General features: G+C 42.1%; 23 protein-coding genes. 19 read left to right on the top strand and 4 right to left on the bottom strand.

Annotation, left to right across the window (positions count from 1 at the left end; translation table 11 throughout):
* Window positions 1–66 precede the first annotated feature (66 nt).
* Both metE and B0X70_RS22220 read left to right on the top strand, forming a co-directional pair.
* The gene (gene metE, locus B0X70_RS22225; protein ID WP_217470419.1) at window positions 67–2,343 is read left to right on the top strand and encodes a 5-methyltetrahydropteroyltriglutamate--homocysteine S-methyltransferase; all 2,277 of its coding nucleotides are present in this window, start codon (window positions 67–69) and stop codon (window positions 2,341–2,343) included.
* Window positions 2,344–2,587: 244 nt separating this feature from the next.
* A complete protein-coding gene (locus B0X70_RS22220) occupies window positions 2,588–3,421 on the top strand; it encodes an intradiol ring-cleavage dioxygenase (RefSeq protein ID WP_105394877.1) in 834 nt (277 codons plus the stop codon).
* A gap of 244 nt (window positions 3,422–3,665) precedes the next feature.
* Here B0X70_RS22220 and pcp read toward each other — a convergent pair whose 3' ends face one another.
* A complete protein-coding gene (gene pcp / locus B0X70_RS22215; protein ID WP_217470418.1) occupies window positions 3,666–4,322 on the bottom strand; it encodes a pyroglutamyl-peptidase I in 657 nt (218 codons plus the stop codon).
* An 832-nt stretch (window positions 4,323–5,154) separates the two neighbouring features.
* Between pcp and udp the strand changes: the two genes are divergently transcribed.
* The 11 genes from udp to hemB all read left to right on the top strand — a co-directional run bounded on the left by udp (window position 5,155) and on the right by hemB (window position 14,819).
* Complete coding sequence (gene udp, locus B0X70_RS22210; RefSeq protein ID WP_036810294.1) at window positions 5,155–5,910, top strand: uridine phosphorylase; 756 nt, start codon at window positions 5,155–5,157, stop codon at window positions 5,908–5,910.
* 94 nt (window positions 5,911–6,004) lie between these two features.
* Window positions 6,005–6,787, top strand: a complete 783-nt coding sequence (locus B0X70_RS22205) for a tyrosine-protein phosphatase (RefSeq protein WP_217470417.1) — start codon at window positions 6,005–6,007, stop codon at window positions 6,785–6,787.
* Between the two features lie 194 nt (window positions 6,788–6,981).
* Window positions 6,982–7,518, top strand: coding sequence for a DedA family protein (locus B0X70_RS22200; RefSeq protein WP_377312254.1), 537 nt, complete (start codon window positions 6,982–6,984; stop codon window positions 7,516–7,518).
* Between the two features lie 165 nt (window positions 7,519–7,683).
* Window positions 7,684–8,979: a DNA recombination protein RmuC gene (gene rmuC / locus B0X70_RS22195; RefSeq protein WP_418889076.1), complete on the top strand. Its 1,296-nt coding sequence runs from the start codon at window positions 7,684–7,686 to the stop codon at window positions 8,977–8,979.
* 72 nt (window positions 8,980–9,051) lie between these two features.
* A complete protein-coding gene (ubiE, locus tag B0X70_RS22190) occupies window positions 9,052–9,807 on the top strand; it encodes a bifunctional demethylmenaquinone methyltransferase/2-methoxy-6-polyprenyl-1,4-benzoquinol methylase UbiE (RefSeq protein WP_217470415.1) in 756 nt (251 codons plus the stop codon).
* A 1-nt stretch (window position 9,808) separates the two neighbouring features.
* The gene (gene ubiJ, locus B0X70_RS22185; RefSeq protein ID WP_046397211.1) at window positions 9,809–10,459 is read left to right on the top strand and encodes a ubiquinone biosynthesis protein UbiJ; all 651 of its coding nucleotides are present in this window, start codon (window positions 9,809–9,811) and stop codon (window positions 10,457–10,459) included.
* Window positions 10,446–12,086, top strand: coding sequence for a ubiquinone biosynthesis regulatory protein kinase UbiB (gene ubiB / locus B0X70_RS22180; RefSeq protein WP_046397212.1), 1,641 nt, complete (start codon window positions 10,446–10,448; stop codon window positions 12,084–12,086). Before ubiJ ends, ubiB begins: the two co-directional genes overlap by 14 nt.
* Before the next feature lie 98 nt (window positions 12,087–12,184).
* Complete coding sequence (gene tatA, locus B0X70_RS22175; protein WP_046397213.1) at window positions 12,185–12,445, top strand: Sec-independent protein translocase subunit TatA; 261 nt, start codon at window positions 12,185–12,187, stop codon at window positions 12,443–12,445.
* Between the two features lie 3 nt (window positions 12,446–12,448).
* Complete coding sequence (gene tatB, locus B0X70_RS22170; RefSeq protein WP_046397214.1) at window positions 12,449–12,892, top strand: Sec-independent protein translocase protein TatB; 444 nt, start codon at window positions 12,449–12,451, stop codon at window positions 12,890–12,892.
* 21 nt (window positions 12,893–12,913) lie between these two features.
* Entirely contained in the window at window positions 12,914–13,696 is a 783-nt protein-coding gene (tatC, locus tag B0X70_RS22165) for a Sec-independent protein translocase subunit TatC (RefSeq protein WP_036778273.1), read from the top strand.
* A gap of 109 nt (window positions 13,697–13,805) precedes the next feature.
* A complete protein-coding gene (gene hemB / locus B0X70_RS22160) occupies window positions 13,806–14,819 on the top strand; it encodes a porphobilinogen synthase (protein ID WP_217470414.1) in 1,014 nt (337 codons plus the stop codon).
* A 49-nt stretch (window positions 14,820–14,868) separates the two neighbouring features.
* On the opposite strand, the gene rfaH is transcribed toward hemB, so the two are convergent.
* Window positions 14,869–15,357, bottom strand: a complete 489-nt coding sequence (gene rfaH, locus B0X70_RS22155; RefSeq protein ID WP_040153298.1) for a transcription/translation regulatory transformer protein RfaH — start codon at window positions 15,355–15,357, stop codon at window positions 14,869–14,871.
* A gap of 611 nt (window positions 15,358–15,968) precedes the next feature.
* Between rfaH and ubiD the strand changes: the two genes are divergently transcribed.
* Together ubiD and fre are read left to right on the top strand one after the other, a co-directional pair.
* Complete coding sequence (gene ubiD, locus B0X70_RS22150) at window positions 15,969–17,441, top strand: 4-hydroxy-3-polyprenylbenzoate decarboxylase (protein ID WP_046397216.1); 1,473 nt, start codon at window positions 15,969–15,971, stop codon at window positions 17,439–17,441.
* 10 nt (window positions 17,442–17,451) lie between these two features.
* Entirely contained in the window at window positions 17,452–18,153 is a 702-nt protein-coding gene (gene fre, locus B0X70_RS22145; RefSeq protein WP_036778280.1) for an NAD(P)H-flavin reductase, read from the top strand.
* An 80-nt stretch (window positions 18,154–18,233) separates the two neighbouring features.
* On the opposite strand, the gene fadA is transcribed toward fre, so the two are convergent.
* Window positions 18,234–19,400, bottom strand: a complete 1,167-nt coding sequence (gene fadA, locus B0X70_RS22140) for an acetyl-CoA C-acyltransferase FadA (protein WP_046397217.1) — start codon at window positions 19,398–19,400, stop codon at window positions 18,234–18,236.
* A gap of 11 nt (window positions 19,401–19,411) precedes the next feature.
* Entirely contained in the window at window positions 19,412–21,598 is a 2,187-nt protein-coding gene (gene fadB / locus B0X70_RS22135; RefSeq protein ID WP_217470413.1) for a fatty acid oxidation complex subunit alpha FadB, read from the bottom strand.
* A gap of 272 nt (window positions 21,599–21,870) precedes the next feature.
* Between fadB and pepQ the strand changes: the two genes are divergently transcribed.
* Genes pepQ through hemG form a run of 4 tightly spaced genes read left to right on the top strand, consistent with a single transcriptional unit; the run spans window position 21,871 to window position 25,867 of the window.
* Entirely contained in the window at window positions 21,871–23,205 is a 1,335-nt protein-coding gene (gene pepQ, locus B0X70_RS22130) for a Xaa-Pro dipeptidase (protein ID WP_217470412.1), read from the top strand.
* Complete coding sequence (locus tag B0X70_RS22125) at window positions 23,205–23,816, top strand: IMPACT family protein (RefSeq protein WP_046397220.1); 612 nt, start codon at window positions 23,205–23,207, stop codon at window positions 23,814–23,816. Before pepQ ends, B0X70_RS22125 begins: the two co-directional genes overlap by 1 nt.
* Window positions 23,817–23,853: 37 nt before the next feature.
* The gene (trkH, locus tag B0X70_RS22120; RefSeq protein WP_046397221.1) at window positions 23,854–25,305 is read left to right on the top strand and encodes a Trk system potassium transporter TrkH; all 1,452 of its coding nucleotides are present in this window, start codon (window positions 23,854–23,856) and stop codon (window positions 25,303–25,305) included.
* 25 nt (window positions 25,306–25,330) lie between these two features.
* Window positions 25,331–25,867 carry a menaquinone-dependent protoporphyrinogen IX dehydrogenase gene (gene hemG / locus B0X70_RS22115; RefSeq protein WP_040153310.1) on the top strand — a complete coding sequence of 179 codons (537 nt, stop codon included), beginning with the start codon at window positions 25,331–25,333 and terminating at the stop codon, window positions 25,865–25,867.
* Window positions 25,868–26,125 lie beyond the last annotated feature (258 nt).

Genomic DNA, 26,125 nt, shown 5'->3' with positions numbered 1-26,125 from the left:
TTATACCTTACCTGTTGATTATGGATGTGTAAACATCTAGACGGCTAAAAATGACGGGATAATGAAATGACGATTATTAATCACACACTTGGCTTTCCACGTATCGGTTTGAAAAGAGAACTCAAAAAGGCTCAGGAGAACTATTGGGCAGGGAAAATTTCTCAGCAAGAATTATTGGAAACTGGCCGAGAGTTACGTGCCCGTCACTGGGAACAACAAAAGCAGGCTGGTGTTGATTTAGTGCCGGTTGGTGATTTCGCTTGGTATGATCATGTTCTAACCACTAGTTTACTGCTCGGTAATGTGCCGCCGCGTCACCAGAATCCAGATGGCACGATTGATCTAGATACACTGTTCCGTATTGCTCGCGGTCGTGCGCCGACGGGTGAACCTGCCGCCGCCGCGGAAATGACTAAATGGTTTAATACTAACTACCACTATATCGTGCCGGAATTTCAGCAAGGGCAGGAATTTAAACTGAGTTGGACTCAGTTATTAGAAGAAGTAGATGAAGCGTTGGCTCTGGGTCATCAAGTGAAACCAGTTTTACTGGGGCCGGTAACTTACCTGTGGCTGGGTAAAGTGAAAGGTCAGGTATTTGATCGTCTCTCTTTATTGAAAGATATTCTTCCTGTTTATCAGCAAGTATTAGCTGAGTTAGCTAGACGTGGTATCGAGTGGGTTCAGATTGATGAACCTGCGTTGGTACTGGAACTGCCAGCAGAGTGGTTAGCCGCTTATCCGGTTGCTTATCAGGCGCTTCAAGGACAGGTTAAATTATTGCTGACTACCTATTTCGATAGCGTTGGTCACAATCTAGAAACGATCAAATCCTTGCCGGTACAAGGGCTGCATGTGGATCTGGTTGCTGGTCAAGATGATATCGCGCAACTGAATGAGTCATTGCCAAAAGAGTGGGTGCTTTCCCTTGGTGTGATTAATGGTCGTAATGTATGGCGTGCTGATTTAACCGCTAAACATCAGTTGATTAAGCCATTGGTAGATAGCCGTACATTGTGGATTGGTTCTTCCTGTTCTCTTCTGCACAGTCCTATTGATCTGAATGATGAGACTGCGCTTGATGCCGAGGTGAAAAGCTGGTTTGCGTTCGCATTGCAGAAATGTGAAGAGTTAGCCTTGCTGGCTGCGGCATTGAATCAGCCAGAAGGCGGTAAACAAGCGGAATTGGATGCTTACAGTGCGCCAATCCGCGCCCGTCGTGAATCTAAACGGGTAAATAATCAGGCTGTTACTGAACGCCTTGCGGCAATTAATCCACAGGACAGCGAGCGTAATCAGCCATACCCACAGCGTGCGGAAATACAGCGTCAGCGCTATAACTTGCCATTGTGGCCGACAACAACCATTGGATCGTTCCCACAAACGACGGAAATTCGTGGTTTGCGTTTGGATTTCAAAAAAGGCCGGGTAGATGGCGCCAGCTATCGCACCAATATCTGTGAACATATTAAGCAGGCAATTAACGAACAGGAACGTCTAGGGTTAGATGTATTGGTTCATGGCGAAGCTGAACGTAACGACATGGTGGAATACTTCGGTGAACACCTCGACGGTTTTGTCTTTACGCAAAATGGTTGGGTTCAGAGCTATGGTTCCCGTTGTGTTAAGCCACCGGTGATTATTGGCGACGTCAGCCGTCCTGAAGCTATCACGGTAGAATGGGCTAAATATGCTCAATCACTAACGGAGAAACCTGTCAAAGGGATGTTAACCGGTCCGGTGACAATTCTCTGCTGGTCATTCCCAAGGGAGGATGTCAGCCGCGAGACGATTGCTAAGCAGATTGCATTGGCGCTGCGTGATGAAGTGGACGATTTGCAAGAAGCGGGTATTGGTATCATCCAGATCGATGAGCCAGCATTGCGGGAAGGTTTACCACTGCGCCGGGAAGAGTGGCAGGCTTATCTTGATTGGGCAGTAGAGGCATTTAAATTGAATGCTGCAATTGCTAAAGATGACACACAGATTCACACTCATATGTGTTATTGCGAGTTCAATGACATCATGCCTTCCATCGCAGCATTAGATGCGGACGTGATTACCATTGAAACTTCCCGTTCAGATATGGAGTTGTTGGATTCATTCGAAAACTTCTCTTATCCGAATGAGATCGGGCCGGGTGTTTATGACATTCATTCACCTAACGTACCTAGTGTTGAATGGATTGAAGCACTGCTACGTAAAGCGGCTGATCGTATTCCGGTCGAACGCTTGTGGGTTAACCCGGATTGTGGTTTGAAAACCCGAGGTTGGACTGAAACTCGCCAGTCACTGGCAAACATGGTACAAGCGGCGAAACGTCTTCGTGAATCAGTGAAATAACTCATCCAACAATTTGCCTGTCACCTTTAATTGGTGATAGGCATTTTTCATAAAATAATCTTTTTTTCTTGCAGTAGTGCATAGTGATGCGAGCTTAGCCGGGATCTTTTCTATTACCAAACTTTTAGTAACTTATATATGCCATATTGGTATTTGTAAAAGTACATTTTATTAACAAAATAACTCGGGTATTAACAAGATGGAAGCATTGTAATAGAAACTTAATAATTAAAGAGAGGATTATATGGATGTTAATAAGTTGCAAGGTAAGAAAAGTAGCTCTCGAAGAAATTTTTTGAAAAGTAGCGCTGCTATTACGGCGACTGCTGCGCTTGCTCCGATGAGTTTAGCTCGTGCGGAAGCAAAATTATCATCACAACATGGAATAGGCATATGTACGCTTGCGCCAGAGCAGATATCAGGGCCATATTTCCGAAATGACAAAATTGTAAGAAGGGATATTACTGATTCAGAATTAGGAATACCTTTTTTATTGAAAATTACTGTCATGGATGAAAAAACATGTAAACCCGTTGATAATTTATTTGTTGATATCTGGCATTGTAATAGTCGGGGGAAATATTCCGGTTGGACTTATATCAGTCCCGATGTAGTACCTAACGTTGCGGGAATAGCTTCTGCCAATAGAACTGATGATAAAAGTTTTCTAAGAGGAGCTCAACCATCGGATAAAAATGGGATAGTTCATTTTACGACTATTTATCCTGGGTTTTATGCTGGTAGAGCAACTCATATTCATATTGGAATTAGAAAATTGAGCACAAATGTAACTGACAAAGAGCATTTTGCTTTTGTTGGTCAGATGTATTTTCCAGAAGAGATCAATACAGAGGTTTATAAATATGATCTGTATTCAAAACGGAGGGTAATCAGAACTAAAAATAATGAGGATACATATTTTAAAAATATGAATGGTCATCTTTCAGAAATAAAAGTAACAAAAATAGACGAATCTGATATTAACCGTGGGATACTAGGTGAAATAATTCTATCAATAGACTTGGATAATATATCTAATTTCATAACTAAAGATGATTTATATTCCCATACGGTATGACCGGTTTTATTGAATAAACTAAATTTCAATGTAATAACATTCGAAATTATAAAATAACCTATGTAAATGGTGTGCTGATTAATAATTTAATAAAGTATCAGGTACTTGATATTTGCATACGGATATTGTGCAGGCACAGAGAGGATTATCTTTACTGTTTGATTGATATTATCAGTAGAGCATACTGTCTGTGCCTGTCATTTTCTCAGAGGAAAACTTTCAGTCCCACAAGCGGAATATCAAATTAATGAGTTGCGCCTCCATTAACGGTGATATCTTCACTGTTTTTTAATGCTTCATCGATAGCAATTTCCAGTGCGGTTATAACTGTTTCTAGGGCCATGCTCGGAGCACCTGAATACCGAACTGCTTGTTCAGGCAGATAAGGAATATGGATAAATCCACCGCGTATTTCAGGATTGGAGCATGCTAAATGATGCAACAAGCCGTACATGGCGTGGTTACAAACAAAAGTGCCTGCGGTTTGTGAAATGGAGGCAGGGATTCCTGCTTCACGCAAACCCTTGACTATCGCATTGATCGGTAACGTGGCGAAGTAGGCGGCAGGGCCTGTTGTGACTATGGGGGTATTGATAGGTTGATTGCCTTGATTATCAGGAATACTAGCGTCATTGATATTAATTGCCACGCGTTCCACGGTAATATTTGGTCTACCGCCTGCCTGTCCCACGGCAATGACCAGATTAGGCTGTACATCATCAATAGCAGCATACAGACAGGCTAGGGAGACGTCGAACACACATGGAAGCTGACGCGCTTCAACGCGGGCTCCACATAATTCTCGTCCCTGTAATTGTTTGGCTGCTTCCCAGGATGGATTAATCGTTTCTTTGTCGAAAGGCTCGAAACCTGTAATTAAAACTGTTTTTTGTGTCGTCATCGATAGTGCCCTTAATTATGATAGAAAGAGTCTAATATATCTATACCCGTCATCTTTCAAGCTGCCTCTTTGTTGGCTGCACTCACTCACCCCGGTCACATAGTTACCTATGCTCCCGGGGATTCGCTCCCTTGCCGTCGCGATCCATCTTGAAATCCATAGGGTATAAACAATATGCATTCTATAAAAAGATAACTGTGATATTTATATTTGGTAATTGTTTTATTTTTGTTGAAAATATAATTGTAATATATTGGTAAATAAGCAAGAAAATTGTTTATTAGTTATGGAAGTAAAATACAGTTAATTTTTTAATATGTTCATCATAAGAAAAAGTTATTTTTAAAATATCCAAGATTATTGCGTTGTTGATTTATAAATGTTAGGAGAATATTTTAATAACGACAGTGACTTATATTTGGTTAAGTTGATAGTTTGTTGTAAGTATTTTTTTATGTCCGGGTGGTGAAACGATAATTTTTTCTTTATTGATGGGATGGATATTAGCCTCTATTAACTCTCAGGGAGAAAATATTTCAATGAGATAATCCGTGATATATTTCTCTCAGCATGTTTTATATATAAAAATAACTAAACAATGGATTGTTTTTTCCATAATACAAACCTAATTCCAGTTAGTTTGTGGGTGGAAGAAAACACCCTGTTTTTTACCCATCTCATGTCTATTTTGTGATTTACATCTCAAAATAATGTATGTTTTTCTTTTTTATATTACTTTGAAGTGACATTTATCACTAAAAGATGTCTAAATGCTCAATACAGTAGATCCCAACTAATTTCATTATAAATTCTTCTTGCTGAGGAGTCTGATATGTCTGATGTATTTCACTTAGGTCTGACCAAAAACGACCTACAAGGCGCAACTTTAGCTATTGTTCCGGGTGATCCGAAACGTGTAGAAAAAATCGCAAGATTGATGGATAATCCAGTTCATCTTGCTTCTTTACGTGAATTTACGTCATGGAGGGCAGAAATTGATGGTAAAGCTGTCATTGTGTGCTCTACGGGTATCGGTGGCCCATCAACTTCTATCGCTGTTGAAGAATTAGCGCAATTGGGTGTGCGTACTTTTTTGCGTATCGGCACAACAGGTGCAATTCAGGAAAATATCAATGTTGGTGATGTGTTGGTGACTACTGCGGCTGTTCGTTTGGATGGTGCTAGTCTGCATTTTGCTCCGATGGAATTCCCGGCGGTTGCCGATTTTGAATGCACGACTGCTTTGTACGAAGCAGCAAAAGATTTAGGTGCAACGGTACATGTGGGGGTAACGGCTTCTTCCGATACTTTTTATCCTGGTCAGGAACGTTACGATACCTATTCTGGCCGTGTTGTGAGCCGTTTCAAAGGTTCAATGGCTGAATGGCAGGCGATGGGGGTCATGAATTATGAAATGGAATCGGCAACTTTATTAACAATGTGTGCAAGCCAAGGACTGCGTGCGGGGATGGTTGCCGGTGTTATTGTTAACCGTACTCAGCAGGAGATTCCTAATGTTGAATTACTTGAGAAAACAGAAAGTAACGCATTAGGGATTGTAGTAGAAGCTGCTCGCCGTTTGTTGTAAATCATACTTTTTGGGCCGGAGTATTCCGGCTCACTCTTATTTTAAAGAGAAATCTGTTAATGTCTTAACACCTAACAATTAATTAAGAGTCATCATGATCACAACATCTTTATTGCATCCATCAGTGCTTCCACTCAATGGAGGGATTAATTTTCGTGATTTAGGCGGTAAAAAAGTCGCGAATGGTGGAAAAATCAAATCAGGTTTACTTTTCCGTTCTGGTTCTCTGGATCGCTTAACAGAAAAAGACCTATCTTTCCTGGCAAATAAAAATCTCTTTCAAATCATAGATTATCGTGATATCAGTGAAGTAGAGGATAAGCCTGATTTGGTATGGAATGGCGCTAATTATTATCACGCTCCGGCCAACCCCTTATCTGATGAAGTGAATGCGAATTTGGAAAAATTAGCGTCAGAGATGTTGGAACAATTTAATCCTCAGGCATTTATGTTCCGTCTTTATGAATTATTGCCTCTAAAAAACTCGGCCTATAAGACATTGGTTAAGTTACTGCAACAACCGGAAAAAGGGGGAATCGTCCAGCATTGTGCGGTGGGTAAAGACAGAACCGGTGTAGGCTCTGCTCTAGTATTATTTGCATTGGGGGCTGATTTGGATACGGTAATGGAGGATTATTTAGTGACTCACTCTACTCTGGCTCCTTATCGTGAATATTTGTTAAATGAGCATGCGAAAACTATGAGTGACGATGTGGTTGATAAATTCGCTTATGTTTATTCCGTGAGAGAAGAGTTTTTAATGACGGCATTAAACAGTATTAATCAGCATTATGGCAGTGTAGATATATGGCTGGAGAAAGATCTTGGCCTTGATTTTGCTGTTCGTAAGAAATTACAAGATTATTTCCTTGAATAAAAAGTTGGTTTAATTCTGGTTAATGCAGCGGTGGTTAAATTGAATATGGTATTACCCGTTATCTTTCAAGTTGCCTCTTTGTTGGCTGCGCTCGCTCACCCCAGTCACATAGTTCGCTATGCTTCCGGGGATTCATTCCCTTGCCGTCGCGATGCATCTTGAAATCCATAGGGTATATTAATCAGTATAGGAATATGAATTTGAGTCTTCATGAAATAGTTGATCTGGTGATCGCTTTTGTTAAAGCTCATGATACCTGGATCATGCCGATTGTTTTCTTGCTCGCTTTTGGTGAATCTCTGGCTTTTTTCTCCTTGTTATTACCTGCAACGATAATATTGCTTGGATTGGGGGCATTAATAGGTGAAAGTGGCCTTAATTTCTGGCCAATTTGGTTGGCAGCCGCAGCGGGGGCTTTTTTGGGCGATTGGGTATCTTATATTGTAGGCGCCCATTTTAAAGGTGATGTTGGTAAAATTTGGCCGATTTCCCGTAAACCGCAATTACTGACACGAGTACACCATTTCTTTGAACGTTGGGGTATCTGGAGCATTTTCTTCGGGCGATTCTTTGGGCCATTCCGGGCAATTGTGCCATTGGTCGCGGGTATTTGTGCCATGCCATTGCGTTATTTCCAGATAGCGAATATCTGTTCCGCACTTATCTGGTCTTTTGGCGTATTAGCTCCAGGCGCGTTTGGTTTGCAATGGTTAGTGAAATGGGTGAGTTAATTGGGAGCGGCTTCGCAGACTGAACCATCTGTATAAATCATTCTGGACATCTATACAGTGACAATTTAGTTTATCTGGTCTAAGCATTAGATAGAGGAAGTACCGGTGGGTATCCAGTTGTTATATACGTTGATAGGTACACTTGGCGGCCTGTTGGGCGGTGGTATTCTTGTTTGGTTCTCCGTTCATCAACGTATTCAACAGCAAGAGCTGGAGTTACGGAAATTGGATAGCCAGCTTGCCGTTGCTAATGAGAAACTTGAACAATCCGCTTATTGGCGGGTTGAATGTGAACAATTGAACCAGGAATTGCGGGCTCAGAGAGAAGTCAATAGCGTGCAAGAATCTGAACTGCGGGAAGTGACGACACGCTTGGAAGAGAGTCGCTTTGCGGCTGAAGAGAAACAGCGGTTGCTGATCAACAGTGAACTACGTTTGAATACGCAATTTGAGAATTTGGCTAACCGTATTTTTGAACAAACGGGTCGCCGTACTGATGAACAAAATCGGCAGAGTCTCAATACGCTTTTAGCGCCATTTCGCGAACAGCTTGATGGCCTTCATCGGCAGGTACAGGAGAGTTTTGGTCAGGAAGCCCGTGAACGTCATACTCTTGCACATGAAATCCGTAATTTACAGCAACTGAATGTCCAGATGGCGCAGGAAGCTATCAATCTGACGAATGCCCTTAAAGGTAATAATAAAATTCAGGGAGATTGGGGCGAAGTTGTGTTATCCCGTATTCTGGAAGCCTCTGGTTTACGAGAAGGGCATGAATTTTGTACTCAGGTAAGTATCAAGGTAGAGGGTAACCGCCGTTTCCAACCCGATGTTATTGTTCATTTGCCACAAGGGAAAGATGTGGTCATTGATGCCAAAATGTCGCTGGTCGCTTATGAGCGTTATTTCAACAGTGGCGATCGGCATCAGCAGGAGTTAGCCCTTCAAGAACATATCGACTCAATTAAAGGCCATATTCGTGGTTTGAGCCGCAAAGATTACCAACAGTTGCCTGGGCTGAAATCGTTGGACTATGTATTGATGTTTATTCCGGTTGAACCCGCTTATCTGGTTGCGCTTAACAAGGCGCCTGAGTTGCTTGATGAAGCACTTAAATACAATATTATGCTAGTTAGTCCATCAACATTGTTGGTTGCTGTACGTACTATTAATAACTTGTGGCGCTATGAGTATCAAAGCCAAAATGCGCGTTTAATCGCCGATAAGGCTGCCCGTATGTACGATAAAATGCGTTTGTTTGTCGATGACATGCAAGGTTTGGGGCAAAGTTTGGATAAGGCTCAACTTAATTATCGACTGGCAATGAAAAAGCTGATTGAGGGACGTGGCAACCTGATAAGTCAGGCAGAGAGTTTTCGTAATTTAGGTGTTGAGGTGAAACGGCCGATTGATTCCGAACTGGTTGATAAGGCCAGTCAACCATTCTGTGCTAATGATTAATACCAGGATGGGGTTTTACCTGAAAGGCTGATACACTTTTATAACGCTTTGAATAAAAAATGGGCAAATAACATGGTAGACCACACGAAACAAACCACACATTTTGGTTTCCGTACTGTAGCAAAGGATGAAAAAGCAGGCATGGTGGCTGATGTGTTTCATTCTGTTGCGACAAAATACGATTTAATGAATGATTTAATGTCGTTTGGCATCCATCGTATCTGGAAGCGTGTGGCTATTGATGCCAGTGGTGTGCGCAGAGGTCAGAGGATACTTGATTTAGCGGGTGGTACCGGCGATCTGACTGCTAAATTTTCTCGTATAGTTGGTGAAAAAGGCGAAGTTGTTCTTGCTGATATCAATGAATCTATGTTGAAAGTTGGGCGTGAAAAATTACGTGATGCTGGTGTTGTTGGCAATGTTAGCTATGTGCAAGCCAATGCGGAAGCGTTGCCTTTCCCTGATAACTATTTTAATTGCATCACTATCTCTTTTGGTTTGCGCAATGTTACCGAAAAAGAAAAAGCCCTGCGTTCTATGTTTCGGGTGTTGAAGCCGGGTGGGCGTTTATTGGTACTTGAATTTTCTAAACCTTTGTTCGCACCGTTAAGCAAAGCGTATGATGCTTATTCTTTCCATGTGCTGCCAAAAATTGGTCAGGTTTTTGTGCGGGATGCTGACAGTTATCGTTATCTGGCGGAATCCATCCGTATGCATCCTGATCAGGAAACGCTTAAAACGATGATGGAAGAGGCTGGCTTTGAACAGGCGACTTATACCAATATGACCGGCGGCATTGTTGCACTACACAGAGGTTTTAAATTCTGAGATGGAAAGACCATCACTGAGTACAGCCATTAATTCCACACTTACGCCGGTTTTAACCGCAGTGATGGAAACATCGTTGAATTACCTGTTGTACCGTGAACCGGTGTTAAGGCCAGCCCGTATGCGGTTGGTAGACAAAGTTTTGTCGATCGAATTAAAAGAGATGAACACGCCACTTACATTGGTGTTCAGTGAGAAACAGGTGGACGTATTAAGCCAATGGGGCGAATCTGCCGATTGCACGGTTAAAACTCACTTTGCTGCTTTGCTTAAACTACGGGATCGCCAACAAATTTCCAAATTGCTCAATAGCGGTGAAATGGTTATTGAAGGAGATATGCAGGTTGTTCAGCAATGGTCTGCTTTGTTAGATATGGTTGAATGGGATTTGGCCCATTATCTTTCTCCTTATTTCGGGGATATTGCTGCCGAAAGTATTAGTCAACTCCTTAAAAAAGGATTTCAGTTTGTTTCCGGTTCAGTGGAATGCCAGAAAAATTATCTGGCGGAAGCGTTAACAGAAGAATGGAAACTAGCCCCAAATCAGCTTGAAGTGGCTTATTTCAGTGAAGAAGTTAGCATGTTGGCCAAAGATATCGAGCAAATAGAACAACGATTGGCAGTATTAGAGGGAAAATATGACTCCAGGTGAATTAAGGCGCCTTTATTTGATCATACGGGTTTTTCTTTCTTATGGATTGGATGAACTCATTCCCCGGATTCGCTTAACCTGGCCTCTTCGTTTTGGTCGTTATTTATTGTTCTGGGTCCCGAATAGACATAAAGATAAATCACTTGGAGAGCGACTGCGACTTGCCTTACAGGAATTAGGGCCTGTTTGGATTAAATTTGGACAGATGCTTTCAACGCGGCGTGATCTGTTTCCTCCCGCGATAGCGGATCAATTGGCATTATTGCAAGACCGAGTTGCCTCTTTTGATGGTGCTCTGGCGCGTCAATATATTGAAACTGCTTTAGGCGGACCATTGGAAACTTGGTTTGATGATTTTGAACCTATTGCTCTGGCCTCTGCTTCAATTGCTCAGGTCCATACAGCTCGGTTAAAAGAGAATGGACAGGAAATTGTTATCAAAGTCATTCGTCCTGATATTCTGCCGATTATCAAAGCGGATATCCGGTTAATGTACCGTCTGGCTAATTGGGTACCAATGTTATTGCCCGATGGACGCCGTTTACGTCCTCGTGAAGTTGTGCGGGAATACGAGAAGACGTTAATTGATGAACTGAATTTGCTGCGTGAAGCGGCTAATGCAATTCAACTCCGCCGTAATTTCGAAAATAGCTCAACGCTGTATGTACCGGAAATTTATTCTGATTATTGCCGTGAAAATGTTCTGGTGATGGAGCGAGTTTATGGTATCCCTGTCTCTGATATTGAAGCATTAGAAGCGCAGAATACCAATATGAAATTGCTGGCCGAACGGGGAGTACAGGTCTTTTTTACGCAGGTTTTTCGCGATAGTTTTTTCCATGCGGATATGCATCCGGGAAATATTTTTGTTAGCTATGAACGTCCTGAAGATCCGTTTTATATTGGTATTGATTACGGTATTGTTGGTTCTCTTAATAAAGATGATAAACGTTATCTGGCTGAGAATTTTATTGCTTTCTTTAATCGTGATTACCGGAAAGTTGCTGAACTTCATGTGGATTCAGGCTGGGTTCCTAGTGATACCAATGTTGAAGATTTTGAATTTGCAATCCGTACAGTTTGTGAGCCAATATTTGAGAAGCCACTTGCTGAAATTTCATTTGGTCATGTACTTCTGAATCTATTTAATACTGCGCGTCGTTTTAATATGGCAGTGCAGCCTCAGTTAGTTCTTCTACAAAAGACGCTTTTGTATGTAGAAGGTTTAGGACGGCAGCTTTATCCACAGCTTGATTTGTGGAAAACAGCAAAACCGTTTCTGGAGGAGTGGTTGCATAGCCAGGTTGGATTGCCCGCTGTTATCCGGGCGTTGAAAGAAAAAGCGCCTTATTGGGCAGAAAAGTTGCCAGAACTACCTGAATTAGTGTATGACAGTCTTCAGCAGCATAAACATTTGCAAGTGAGCATTGAGAAGTTATCAGGTCATTTGAAAGGGCAACAGATAAAACAGCGACAGTCTCAGTATTTGCTTGGTGTTGGTGCGACATTGTTTCTCTGTGGCAGCTTGTTTTTGTTGTCTGGCTTGGCAAATATTCCTTGGTTGTTTATAGGCGCGGGTACCGTTTCATGGTTGTTTGGCTGGTGTCGTCTGAGTAAGATTGAGTAAAATTTGTCTTATGACAGATTTTTTTGAAGGTCGGTTATAGTTCGTGGTATGTATAATGAGCTATTAAAATAATCCCTATTAAATAGAGGTAAATCAGAATGGGCGGTATAAGCATTTGGCAATTACTCATTATTGCGGTCATTGTGGTGCTGTTGTTCGGCACGAATAAACTCCGTACTTTGGGTTCTGATCTTGGAGCATCTATTAAAGGTTTTAAAAAGGCGATAGGGGATGATAATCAGCCTCAACAGGCTCAAAAAACCAGTAATGATGCCGATTTTGAGATGAAAAACATTACTGAAAAACAATCTGTAGCTCAGTCTGAAACATCTGAGAGCAAAAACAAAGAGCAGGTATAAACCGTGTTTGACATTGGTTTTAGCGAGCTGCTGCTAGTTATGGTCATTGGCTTGGTGGTTTTGGGGCCAGAACGGCTACCGGTGGCGGTAAAAACAGTTGCTGGTTGGATCAGGGCACTGCGCTCTTTAGCTACTAACGTCCAAAATGAGCTGGCACAAGAGTTGAAGTTGCAGGAGCTCCAGGAAAGCCTGAAAAAAGTTCAAGAAGAAGCGGGGTTGCAGAATTTATCCCCGGAACTAAAAGCTTCGATGGATGAGCTAAAAGAAGCTGCTGAGTCTTTGAAAAAAGCATACCAAAATGAACCTGACGCAGAGAATATGAAAGCATCAGGAATAAATGAGGCAGCACAAAAGCCGGCAGCATCTCAGGTTGCGGTTTCATCTAAGCCTTCAGCTCCAGTTGATGATCAAACGGTTTCTGCAACGAAGAAAAAAACTTCTGATTAAGTTAATGGTGAACACTAAAACATGGCTGTTGATGATACCCAACCACTTATCAGTCACCTTATTGAACTGCGTAAGCGAATTCTAAACAGTTTATTGACTGTATTAGTGGTTTTTTTAGCATTGGTTTATTTTTCTAACGACATCTATCAAATGATTTCTGCGCCTTTGATTAAGCAATTGCCTCAAGGTGCCAGTATGATAGCGACAGATGTCGCTTCTCCCTTTTTTACGCCAATAAAACTGACCATTATGGTGTCGATATTTGTATCTGCGCCTATGGTTCTCTATCAAGTATGGGCATTTATTGCACCTGCGTTATATAAACATGAACGCCGCTTGATGATCCCTCTGCTTGTTTCCAGTAGCTTGTTGTTTTATTTAGGGATGGCATTTGCTTATTTTGTTGTATTTCCGATTGCTTTTGGATTCTTTGCTAAAACGGCACCAGAAGGGGTGCTGATTGCAACGGATATCAGCAACTACTTAAGCTTTGTTATGGCACTGTTTATGGCCTTTGGCGTCTCTTTTGAAGTACCTGTTGCCATTATTTTATTATGCTGGAGTGGGGTAGTTACTCCTGAGTCCTTGAAGAAAAAGCGTCCGTATATTTTGGTCGGTGCTTTTGTTGTTGGCATGTTGTTAACGCCGCCGGATGTTTTCTCGCAAACCTTGTTGGCTATTCCTATGTATCTGCTGTTTGAACTGGGGATTTTGCTCTCCCGTTTTTATACCGGACAGCGGAAATTGGGAGATCGTTCAGAGGAAGATGAACAGGAAACGCCAGAAGTGAATACGGAAAAGTGATAATAGTAATCTTAACATGTTGTTTTGTAGTGCTAAGATAATTAACACGAAGCGATAGCATATTAATTAACCCAGCGCGAGTGCGCTGGGTTTGAGTTAGGAGAGCTATATGAGCTATGCATTTCCAGGAACTTTCCCTGGTCGACGTATGCGCCGGTTGCGCTGTCATGATTTTTCCCGCCGTCTGGTTGCTGAAAACCAATTAACTGTTAATGATTTAATCTACCCTGTATTTGTGATGGAAGGCACTAATCGTCGTCAAGAAGTGCCCTCTATGCCAGGGGTGTATCGTCTGACGATGGATCTTTTGCTGAAAGAAGCTGAAGAGATTGCCCGATTGGGGATTCCTGTATTGTCTCTGTTCCCCGTGATTGAAGCAGATAAAAAATCTCTGGGTGCGGAAGAAGCTTATAGCCCTGATGGGTTGATTCAACGTACGGTTCGTGCGTTGAAAGATGCTGTTCCTGAACTAGGGTTGCTAACTGATGTGGCATTAGATCCATTCACTACACATGGTCAGGATGGGATCATCGACCAGGATGGCTATGTAATGAATGATGTCACCAAAGAGATCTTGGTCAAACAGGCATTGTCACATGCAGAAGCTGGTGCTGAGATTGTAGCGCCGAGCGACATGATGGATGGGCGTATTGGTGCAATCCGTGGACTGTTTGAAGCGGAAGGACATGTAAATACTCAAATTATGGCTTACTCCGCTAAGTATGCTTCTGGTTATTACGGTCCATTCCGTGATGCAATCGGTTCAAATCGTAATCTGAAAGGGGGTAACAAAAAAACCTATCAGATGGACCCTGCGAATAGTGATGAAGCATTGCAGGAGATTGCACAGGATTTGCAGGAAGGCGCTGACACTGTAATGGTAAAACCAGGTATGCCCTACCTGGATGTTATCCGCAGGGTAAAAGATACATTCGGTGTACCAACCTTTGCTTATCAAGTATCTGGCGAATATGCCATGCACATGGCTGCTATTCAGAATGGTTGGTTACAGGAACAGGTAATTGTGGAGTCTCTGCTATGTTTCAAACGCGCAGGAGCAGATGGTGTACTGACCTATTTTGCGAAACAGGTTGCTCAACAGTTATATGAACAGAAACGTTAATATTTGATAAAAAACGGGCGAATGTAAATTCCGCCCGTTTTTTATTTGGTTAAATTTTCACAAACTGCTTATTATCAAGTGCCTTAGGTAATTGTTTATTCAGAATATTAAGTAACAGAATAGAACGGGTTTCTCCATCTGGCTCATTGTAGATAGCTTGCAATCCTTCAAAAATTCCTTCGGTGATTAATACGGTATCGCCCGCCACAGGTGTGTCTGGTGAGACATATTCTTGCTCAGTTGCTGATACGATCTCTTTAATCAACGTTTCCGGTACGATAGCCGGGTGTACGCCAAAACGGACAAAATGGCTAACACCGCGTGTTGAATTGATAGTTGTAGTATGAATAACTTCAGGGTCAAACTGAACGAACAGATAATTAGGAAAAAGTGGTTCTATATTCACAGTACGTTTACCACGGGTTATTTTTTCAATTCTCGCGGTAGGAGTCAGGCAAGCAACATCCTGTCGTTCCAGATTTTCTATTGCTCGTGAAATTTGCCCACGCTTACAGTAAATGAGGTACCAGTTTTCCATCTTTATTTAACCTTGATCCAATGACTATTAAGCATAGCAAAATAGAAAAGGGCGTTACAGGCATTATCTTAGTGATAATTGTTTAATGATGCATATTTATTGTTATGAGTAGATCTTATGTTTTTCAGTAAAAAAGCGATAAGTAATATTTTGATAAGTGACAGATAAAGTAATTAATATAAAATCGATTGTTATTTGTTCAATAGATATTAATAAAAGAAAAATATCAGTATTTCTGTTGAGTAATTGCAAAATTTGATAGTTATTGAGTCGTCATATGAAAAATCTGTGATGAACGACTGGCTATATTTTGTGCTGTGAACCCAGAGGAGATAGTTATAGCATTATTTCTGTGGTAAGAGTGAAGGTATCAAGATGTACCAGAGCAAGATGTTCCAACTAAGCATCTTACTGAGTAATTTGATGCTCAAATATTAACTCATTAGGCTCCATTGCTTTGTATTTGACTTTAAGGTCGCAAGGTTGAATTAACCCCGTTGCTTTTTAGTAACTTATTGGTTTACTTTGTAGTCTTCTGAAAAAAACACAAAAAAGCTGAGTGGGATGGCTTATAATGTTTTCCCCCTTAAAAACCGGCATAAATGAATAGTATGAAATACCGTGATTTAAGAGATTTTCTAGCCTTATTGGAGCATAAAGGTGAGTTGAAACGCATCAGTGTTGAAGTTGATCCTTATTTGGAGATGACTGAGATTGCAGATCGTACCCTTCGCGCTGGTGGGCCTGCCTTGTTGTTTGAAAATCCCAAAGGTTATTCGATGCCTGTATTGTGTAATTTGTTCGGTACTGCTGAACGTGTTGCTATGGGGATGGGGCAGAAAGATGTTAAAGCTTTGCATGATGTAGGTAAGCTATTAGCTTTTTTGAAAGAACCCGATCCTCCGAAAGGTTTTCGTGATTTATTGGATAAGCTACCGAAATTTAAGCAAGTCCTTAATATGCCAACTAAGCGACTTAATACTGCACCTTGTCAGGAACATGTTTTGGTTGGTGACGATGTAGATTTAACCCGTATTCCTATCATGCACTGTTGGCCAGAGGATGCTGCGCCATTGATTACTTGGGGGCTGACAGTCACTCGTGGCCCGAATAAAGAGCGGCAAAATCTTGGTATCTATCGCCAGCAGGTACTGGGTAAAAATAAACTCATTATGCGCTGGTTATCTCATCGTGGTGGTGCGCTTGATTTTCAGGAATGGTGTCAGGCACATCCAGGAGAACGTTTCCCGGTGGCTGTTGCCTTGGGGGCTGATCCTGCGACAATATTGGGGGCTGTGACGCCGGTTCCTGATACATTATCGGAATATGCATTTGCCGGGTTATTAAGAGGATATAAAACAGAAGTTGTGAAATGTCTTTCAAGTAACTTGGAGGTGCCAGCCAGTGCTGAGATTGTATTGGAGGGGTATATTGAGCCTGGGGAGTTAGCTCCAGAAGGGCCATATGGTGATCATACGGGCTATTATAATGAAGTCGATATGTTCCCGGTGTTCACTGTGACACATATTACTCAGCGTCATGATGCTATTTATCATTCGACTTATACTGGCCGCCCGCCAGATGAACCTGCTGTGTTGGGGGTTGCATTGAATGAGGTGCTGGTACCGATTTTACAAAAACAGTTTCCTGAAATTGTCGATTTTTATCTGCCTCCTGAAGGTTGTTCCTATCGTCTTGCCGTCGTGACTATGAAGAAACAATATCCGGGCCATGCCAAGCGGGTCATGATGGGGGTTTGGTCATATCTACGGCAATTTATGTATACAAAGTTTGTTATTGTTTGTGATGATGATATCAATGCCAGAGATTGGAACGATGTCATTTGGGCAATCACTACGCGAATGGACCCGGCAAGAGATACAGTATTAATGGAGAATACTCCGATAGATTATCTCGATTTTGCATCGCCAGTTTCAGGATTAGGTTCGAAAATGGGAATGGATGCAACGAATAAGTGGCCGGGAGAGACGCAGAGGGAATGGGGACGTCCTATTGTGATGAGTGAAGAAGTGCGTACCCGCGTCGACAAAATCTGGGATGAATTAGATATTTTAGGACCATAAGAGGGAACGCATGACAACACTGAGCTGCAAAGTAACCTCTGTAGAGGCTATTACTGATACGGTTTATCGGGTACGGTTACTTCCCGATTCTCCGTTCTCATTCCGCGCCGGTCAGTATCTGATGGTGGTAATGGATGAGAGAGATAAACGTCCGTTTTCAATGGCATCAACGCCTTCAGAAAAGGAATTTATTGAATTACATATTGGCGCTTCTGAACTGAATTTGTATGCAATGGCTGTGATGGATAGAATTCTGGATCAGAAAATGATCAATATTGATATCCCTCATGGTAAAGCTTGGTTCCGTCAAAGCAGTGCTAATCCTCTGTTATTAATTGCCGGCGGTACGGGGTTTTCTTACACCCGTTCAATATTACTGACAGCGTTAGAAGAACAACCTGAACGTCAGATCTCTATGTATTGGGGAGGCAGAGAATTACAACATTTATATGATCTTGCTGAATTACAGTTACTTACAGAGCGCTATCCTAATTTGAAGGTTGTTCCGGTTGTTGAACAGTCAGAGAATGGTTGGTGTGGACGTACAGGAACAGTGCTTAAAGCAGTACTAGAGGATTTTGGTAGTTTGGTCAATTATGATATTTACATTGCAGGGCGATTTGAAATGGCAAAAATTGCTCGTGAGCGCTTTTGTGGTGAGCGTGATGCTTCTGCTGACAACATGTATGGTGATGCTTTCGAATTTATTTAAAATAATAAAAAAACCCGCCCCTGACAGGCGGGAATTACGGCAACAACGACTCAGTTATAATAATTCTTACAGATACGTTCTTAATCCATTCTTTCTATAATGGTGGCGATACCTTGACCTAAACCGATACACATGGTTGCTAGCCCAAATTGAACATCGCGGCGTTCCATTAAGTTCAACAATGTTGTTGTGATGCGAGCGCCTGAGCAGCCTAGAGGATGACCGAGAGCAATTGCGCCACCATTTAGGTTAACTTTGTCATCCATACTATCCAGCAAATTCAGACCTTTCAGGCAGGCAAGTGACTGAGCAGCAAATGCTTCGTTTAATTCCATCACACCAATATCACCCAGTTCTAAACCTGCTTTCTTGAGCGCCATTTGTGTAGCAGGGACCGGGCCATATCCCATAATGGAAGGATCACAACCAACAGCTGCCATAGAACGGATGCGGGCACGAGGTTTCAGCCCCAGATTCTTGGCATAACTTTCACTGGTTATCAACATTGCAGACGCACCATCGGATAAAGCAGAAGAGCTGCCTGCTGTGACTGAGCCTGTTACTGGATCGAATACAGGACGCAGTGCGGCTAGATCTTTCAGATTAGTATCCGGGCGAATTACCTCATCGTAATCAAACAGCTTCAATATGCCATCGGCATCGTGACCATAAATTGCTGATATCTCATTGGAGAATGCGCCTGATTGTGTTGCCTGTGTTGCACGTTGGTGCGAACGAAGTGCAAATTCATCTTGCATTTCACGGCTGATATGGTGAATCTTCGCCAACATTTCAGCGGTTAAACCCATGACTCCTGCGGCTTTGGCAACGCTCAGACTCATTTTAGGGTGGAAATCCACGCCATGAGTCATTGGAACGTGGCCCATGTGCTCTACACCACCGATCAGTGTGACATTGGCTTCTCCGGTCATGATCATACGAGCGCCATCATGCAGCGCTTGCATTGATGAACCACATAGCCGGTTAACAGTCACGGCTGGTACAGAGTGAGGGATATCAGCCAGTAAAGCTGCATTACGGGCAATGTTGAAACCTTGTTCTAGAGTTTGCTGTACACAGCCCCAGTAGATGTCATCAATTTCATGTTGCTGTATTGCCGGATTACGTTTAAATAGCTCTTTCATCAGGTGAGCGGAGAGATCTTCAGCCCGGACCTGACGGAATGCACCACCTTTTGAGCGCCCCATTGGGGTGCGGATGCCATCAATAATGACTACATTTTCCATGTTTCCAGACCTCACGCTGTTTTTCCGGTGCTGACAGCAATCGTTGCTGCTGTAGGATAGTAACTTTCATTACGTTCAGCTTTGGCTTTCAGACCAGGTGGTACCTGATAAAGAGCACCGAGGTGAGCATAATTTTCAGCCATTTTTACGTAAGCTGCTGTTCCCATTGTTTCCAGATAACGGAAAACACCACCGTGGAATGGAGGGAAACCAAGGCCATAAACCAGAGCCATATCTGCTTCTGCCGGGCTGGCAATGACTCCTTCTTCCAGACAACGGACAACTTCGTTGATCATCGGGATCATAGTACGAGCAATGATCTCTTCACCGGAGAAATTACTCTTCTGTTGGCAGATAGTTGCCAGCAGTTGGTCTGTTTGCTCGTCCTGCTCTTTTTTAGGCTTACCTTTCTTATCTTGAGTGTACTTGTAGAAACCAAGGCCGTTTTTCTGCCCGTAACGTTGATTGTCATATAGAACATCAATGGCATCTTTATAATCACGCTCCATTCGATCTGGGAACCCTTGGGCCATGACTGATTGAGCATGATGTGCAGTATCAAGACCAATAACATCAATAAGATAGGCAGGACCCATTGGCCAACCAAATTCTTTCTCCATGATTTTGTCTATTTGGCGGAAATCACCACCATCACGCAATAGCAGACCGAAGCCAAGGAGATAAGGAAGCAGTACCCGGTTTACAAAGAACCCTGGACAGTCGTTAACGACGATCGGAGTTTTACCCATTTTGCTGGCATAGGCGACTACGGTTGAAATTGTCTTTTCAGACGTTTTTTCACCGCGAATTACTTCAACTAACGGCATGCGGTGTACCGGGTTGAAGAAATGCATACCACAGAAGTTTTCCGGGCGTTTTAGGGAGTTAGCCAATTCTGAAATCGGAATTGTTGATGTATTGGAAGCTAGGACACAATCTTCATTAACCAGAGTTTCAGTTTCTGATAGTACAGCCGCTTTGATCTTAGGATTCTCTACTACAGCTTCAACCACGATTTGAGCCTGTTCGATACCGGCATAGTTTAAGGTAGGTTGAATAGAAGAGAGGGTTTTCGCCATTTTTATGGCATCTAGACGGCCACGTTCAAACTGCTTGTTTAGAAGTTTCGCGGCTTCACTCATACCTAATTCAAGGGCTTGCTGGCTGATGTCTTTCATCATGACAGGCATCCCTTTGCGGGCAGATTGATAGGCTATACCACCACCCATAATTCCTGCACCTAGAACTGCGGCATACTCAGGTGTTGTGACTTCTTTCAGATGTTTTTTTGCCAGCCCTTTTACATACTGATCATTAAGAAAAATGCCCACTAAGGCACGGGCAACATTTGTCTGTGCTAGAGGAATGAAGCTGGCGGTTTCTTGTTTCAACGCTTCATCGCGACCAAGTGTAGCGGCTTTTTCTATGGATTTAACTGCGGCGATGGGAGCTGGATAATGAGGACCGGCGACTTTCATCACCATACCTTTTGCCACACTAAAACTCATGCTTCGTTCAATTTCATTGAGTTTCAAAGGCTCTAATTTCGGCTGGCGTGCGGCTTTCCAGTCAAGGTTCCCTGCAATTGCTTGTTCCAGCATTGATACTGCGGAGTCAACCAATTTTTCTTTGGGAACAACAGCATCAATCAAACCGTTTTTCAATGCATCTTCTGCACCAATGTCTTTACCTGCTGCAATGATATCTAGAGCATTATCAGTCCCGATCAAGCGTGGAAGGCGAACAGAGCCACCAAAACCAGGCATAATACCAAGTTTGGTTTCTGGCAGCCCAATGCGTACATCCGGGGAGGTCACACGGAAATCTGTAGATAGAACACATTCACAACCACCACCAAGAGCATAACCGTTTATTGCCGAAATGGTTGGTACAGGTAAATCTTCTATCCGGTTTAAAATGCTATTTGAAAAGTTAAGCCATTCTTGCAGTTTTTCTACAGGTGAATCGAATAAAGAGAGGAATTCAGTAATATCTGCACCAACAATAAATGCAGCTTTTTCAGAACGTAATAAAACGCCTTTCAGTCCAGTTTGTTGCTCCAGGCTAGCAACAGCCTTATCGAGAGATGCAACGGTTTTGGTATCTAGTTTATTAATCGCGGCTGGGGCATTGAAAACCAGTTCAGCAATGCCATCTTTCAGCCAGCTTACTTGAATTGTTTCACTTTGATAGAGCATGTCGTTCTCCTAAATGAGCGCATACCATCTGGTATGACCAGATGGGTTTGATTGTGGTTATTATGTTAAGTAAATGCAAATGAGTGATTAGTTTTTTGCAAGGGTGATCACAAGTGAGATTTGTATCTCATTGACAATAATTGTTTTTATATTTTGATAAATAAGGTGTTAGCGGGAGCCGATAAATTGAGAGGGTTTTGCGTGATACCTGCAAATATCAATGGCTGTGATAAGCTAATGGTCTAGCCATAAAATAAAAAAGGTCAATTGAAATGGAAAAGTTGGCATCTCTGTACCACGAACATATCTCTACATTGCAGCAACGTACCTGTGAAGCATTGGCCCGTAATCAATTCGATGCTTTGCTGATTCACTCTGGTGAGTTACAGCGTATTTTTCTTGATGATAGAGACTACCCTTTCAAAGTTAACGCTCACTTCAAAGCTTGGGTGCCAGTAACCAAAGTGCCTAATTGCTGGTTGTGGGTAGATGGTATTAATAAGCCTAAATTATGGTTTTACTCACCGGTAGATTATTGGCACAGCGTAGAACCGCTACCGACTAGCTACTGGACTAAAGAAGTTGAAATGATCCATCTGGCAAATGCTGGAGATATCAATGCAGAGTTAAGCACTTATGTGAAACAGAATGTTGCTTACATTGGTTGTTCACCACAAAGAGCAAAAGAGATTGGTTTCTCTGAACACAATATTAATCCAAAGCCTGTCCTTGATTATTTGCATTTCTATCGTTCATACAAAACAGATTATGAATTAGCTTGTATGCGTGAAGCACAAAAAACGGCTATTGTCGGGCATTTGGCCGCTTATGAAGCATTTCAGGCTGGGATGAGTGAATTTGATATTAATATCTCTTATCTTACGGCAACAGGTCATCGTGATACAGATGTACCTTATGACAATATTGTTGCTATGAATGAGAATGCGGCTGTTTTGCATTACACTGTATTGCAGCACAATGTACCTTCAGAGATACGTAGTTTCCTGATTGATGCTGGTGCTGAATATAATGGTTATGCAGCAGATATCACCCGTACTTATTCAGCAAAAAGCAATAACGAATTTTCCTCTTTAATTAAAGATATGAATGCTGAACAAAAAGCACTAATCAGTACAATTAAAGCAGGAGTTCGCTATACCGAATATCATGTTCAGATGCATCATCGTATTGCTAAGTTATTGAAAAAATATGGTATTATGAAAGATATTAGTGAAGAGGTTATGGTTGAGAAAGGGCTGACAACGCCATTCTTTCCACATGGTATTGGTCATCCTCTTGGATTACAAGTCCATGATGCGGCAGGGTTTATGCAGGATGATACAGGTGCATATTTAGCAGCTCCGGATATGTATCCTTATCTGCGTTGTACCCGTATTCTGGAACCCCGAATGGTGCTGACTATCGAGCCTGGCCTTTATTTCATCGAATCGCTGCTTGCACCTTGGCGTGAAAGTGAATTCAACAAACATTTTGACTGGAATAAAATTGGGATGCTTAAACCTTTCGGTGGTATTCGTATCGAAGACAATATTGTGATCCATGCAAATAAAGTGGAAAACATGACTAGGGATCTTCAATTGCCATAATGAAGCCTTATTTGATACCCGCAGCTTCAGTGAGTTTTACTGAAGAGATTAAAAAAAGTCGTTTTATTACCTTGCTGAAGCATACTTGTGGGGTGGATGAGGCCAAGGAGTTTATCCAGCAAATCAAAGCTCAGTACCCTGATGCCCGCCATCACTGCTGGGCGTTTGTTGCTGGTGCGCCGGATGATTCACAACAGTTGGGTTTTTCAGATGACGGCGAGCCTTCAGGGACCGCAGGTAAACCGATGCTATCCCAGCTTATGGGAAATAATGTTGGTGAAATAACCGCGGTCGTTGTTCGTTATTTTGGTGGAATAAAATTAGGTACCGGGGGGTTAGTAAGGGCATATGGAAGTGGTGTTCAACAGGCGCTGAAATTGCTGGAAACAAAATATAAGGTTCCACAGAAACTCTGTTCCTTGCAGTGTGAATATGCCCATATCTCTATGATTGAACAGTTATTACAGAAATCATCAGGGCAAATTATTTCCAGTGAGTATGCAGAGAATGTTACTTTGCGGATTTCACTTCCAACTACCTTAGTGGGGGAAGTCGGTGATAAATTACGTGATCTAAGTCGTGGTGTACTGCATTTAACACCTGATCTGTAAATATTCTCTGTAACTGGATTTCTAAGGAACCAGCTAAATGCATTTTCGTGCCATAACCCGTATTGTTGGGCTGCTTGTCATTCTTTTCTCTGTCACCATGATAATTCCAGGATTGGTAGCACTTATCTATCGTGATGGCGCTGGGCGTGCATTTAGTCAGACATTTATTTTTGCCTTAATTATTGGTTTGATGCTTTGGATACCAAATCGGGAGCAAAAACATGAATTAAAGCCCCGAGAAGGGTTTCTTATCGTTGCTTTATTTTGGATTGTACTTGGTAGTGTTGGGGCTTTACCTTTCATCTTTTCTGAACAGCCAAACCTTTCTATTACAGATGCATTTTTTGAGTCTTTCTCCGGTTTAACAACAACGGGTGCTACGACCCTGATTGGGCTTGATTCCTTGCCTAAAGCGATTCTTTTCTACCGGCAGATGCTGCAATGGTTAGGTGGTATGGGGATTATTGTGCTGGCTGTTGCAATATTGCCTCTACTCGGGGTTGGGGGAATGCAACTCTATCGGGCTGAAATGCCTGGCCCTTTGAAAGATAATAAAATGCGCCCACGAATTGCTGAAACGGCAAAAACCTTATGGTTGATTTATGTATTACTGACAATTGCCTGTGCTTTGTCATTATGGGCTGCGGGGATGTCAGTTTTTGATGCCATTTCTCATAGTTTTTCAACTATCGCAATTGGTGGATTTTCTACACATGACGCGAGTATTGGTTATTTCCATAGCCCCGCGATAAATACCATTATTGCGATTTTTCTGCTGATTTCTGGTTGTAACTTTGGTTTGCACTTCGCGGTATTAACGGGACGTAGCCTGACAGTATATTGGCGGGACCCTGAATTCCGCATGTTTATCTCCATTCAATTGGTGCTTGTTATTATTTGCACTCTGATCTTATGGAATCACTCTGTTTATAAATCGGGGATGGAGACACTAAATCAAGCTTTTTTCCAGGTTGTTTCAATGGCGACAACGGCAGGATTCAGCACAGATAGCTTTGCACGTTGGCCATCATTTTTGCCAATATTACTGTTGTGTTCCGCGTTTATTGGTGGTTGTGCGGGTTCAACGGGAGGAGGACTGAAAGTCATTCGTATCTTATTACTATTCCTGCAAGGTTCCCGTGAATTGAAGAGATTGGTTCATCCAAATGCGGTTTATACCCTCAAGCTAGGGCGAAGAGCATTACCTGAACGGATTATTGAAGCTGTTTGGGGATTCTTCTCTGCTTATGCTTTGGTATTTATCATTAGCTTGTTATTACTTATTGCAACTGGTGTAGATGAACTTTCTGCGTTTTCTGCAATAGCCGCTACACTAAATAATCTAGGGCCTGGGTTGGGTGTTGTTGCGGATAACTTCACTGCAATGAATCCGGCAGCCAAATGGATATTAGTTATAACGATGTTGTTTGGTCGCTTGGAAGTATTCACTTTATTAGTTTTATTTACACCAACCTTCTGGCGTGAATAGTCTATTTTGGGAGAGGGAGATGGCTATGAATTGTTTGTTACTTTATTCCAGTAGGGATGGGCAGACTAAGAAAATCATTACCCGCATTGCTGAAAATCTACGCAGATCAGGGGAGGTGTGCGAGCTTAGTGATTTAGCAACAGCCAAAACGATCAATTTGGAAGCTTATGACAAAGTTATGATTGGTGCTTCTATCAGATATGGTCATTTCAATTCGGCACTGAAAAAGTTTGCGATCTGTCATCAACAACAACTTAATAAAATGCCAACTGCGTTTTTTGGCGTAAATCTGACAGCAAGGAAGCCAGAGAAACGTACACCAGAAACGAATGTGTATGTTCGTAAATTTCTGCTGAATACCCCTTGGAAGCCAGATTTGTGTGGTGTTTTTGCTGGTGCATTACTTTATCCCCGTTATCATTGGTTGGATCGGATAATGGTGAAGATGATTATGAAGATGACCGGTGGGGAAACTGATACAACCAAAGAAATTGAATATACCGACTGGCAGCAAGTCGATCATTTTGCTAATGATTTCCTTGAAATAGTGAGTGAAAAATAACTGATTTGTTCTTTTTGTCAGTGTTTTGTTGAAAAAATCCGCGAATGGCAATTTTTTTTTCAATAAATACTTGCCAGCGTCAAAGAACTCCCTATAATGCGCCACCACTGACCGACACAACGCTGATAAACATTGTGAGGTCAGGCAGAGAAAAGCGAATAAGTGCTTGACTCTGCGGGCAAAAAGCGTAGTATACGCAGCCCGGCTGAACGAGAATATGATTTTTTGATTCAGCCTGCTCTTTAACAATTAATCAGA

The organism is Photorhabdus akhurstii (assembly GCF_019090985.1).
GTDB classification, from domain to species: domain Bacteria; phylum Pseudomonadota; class Gammaproteobacteria; order Enterobacterales; family Enterobacteriaceae; genus Photorhabdus; species Photorhabdus akhurstii.
The sequence above is the reverse complement of the archived record's forward strand: the minus strand, read 5'-3'. Positions and strand labels throughout refer to the sequence as shown.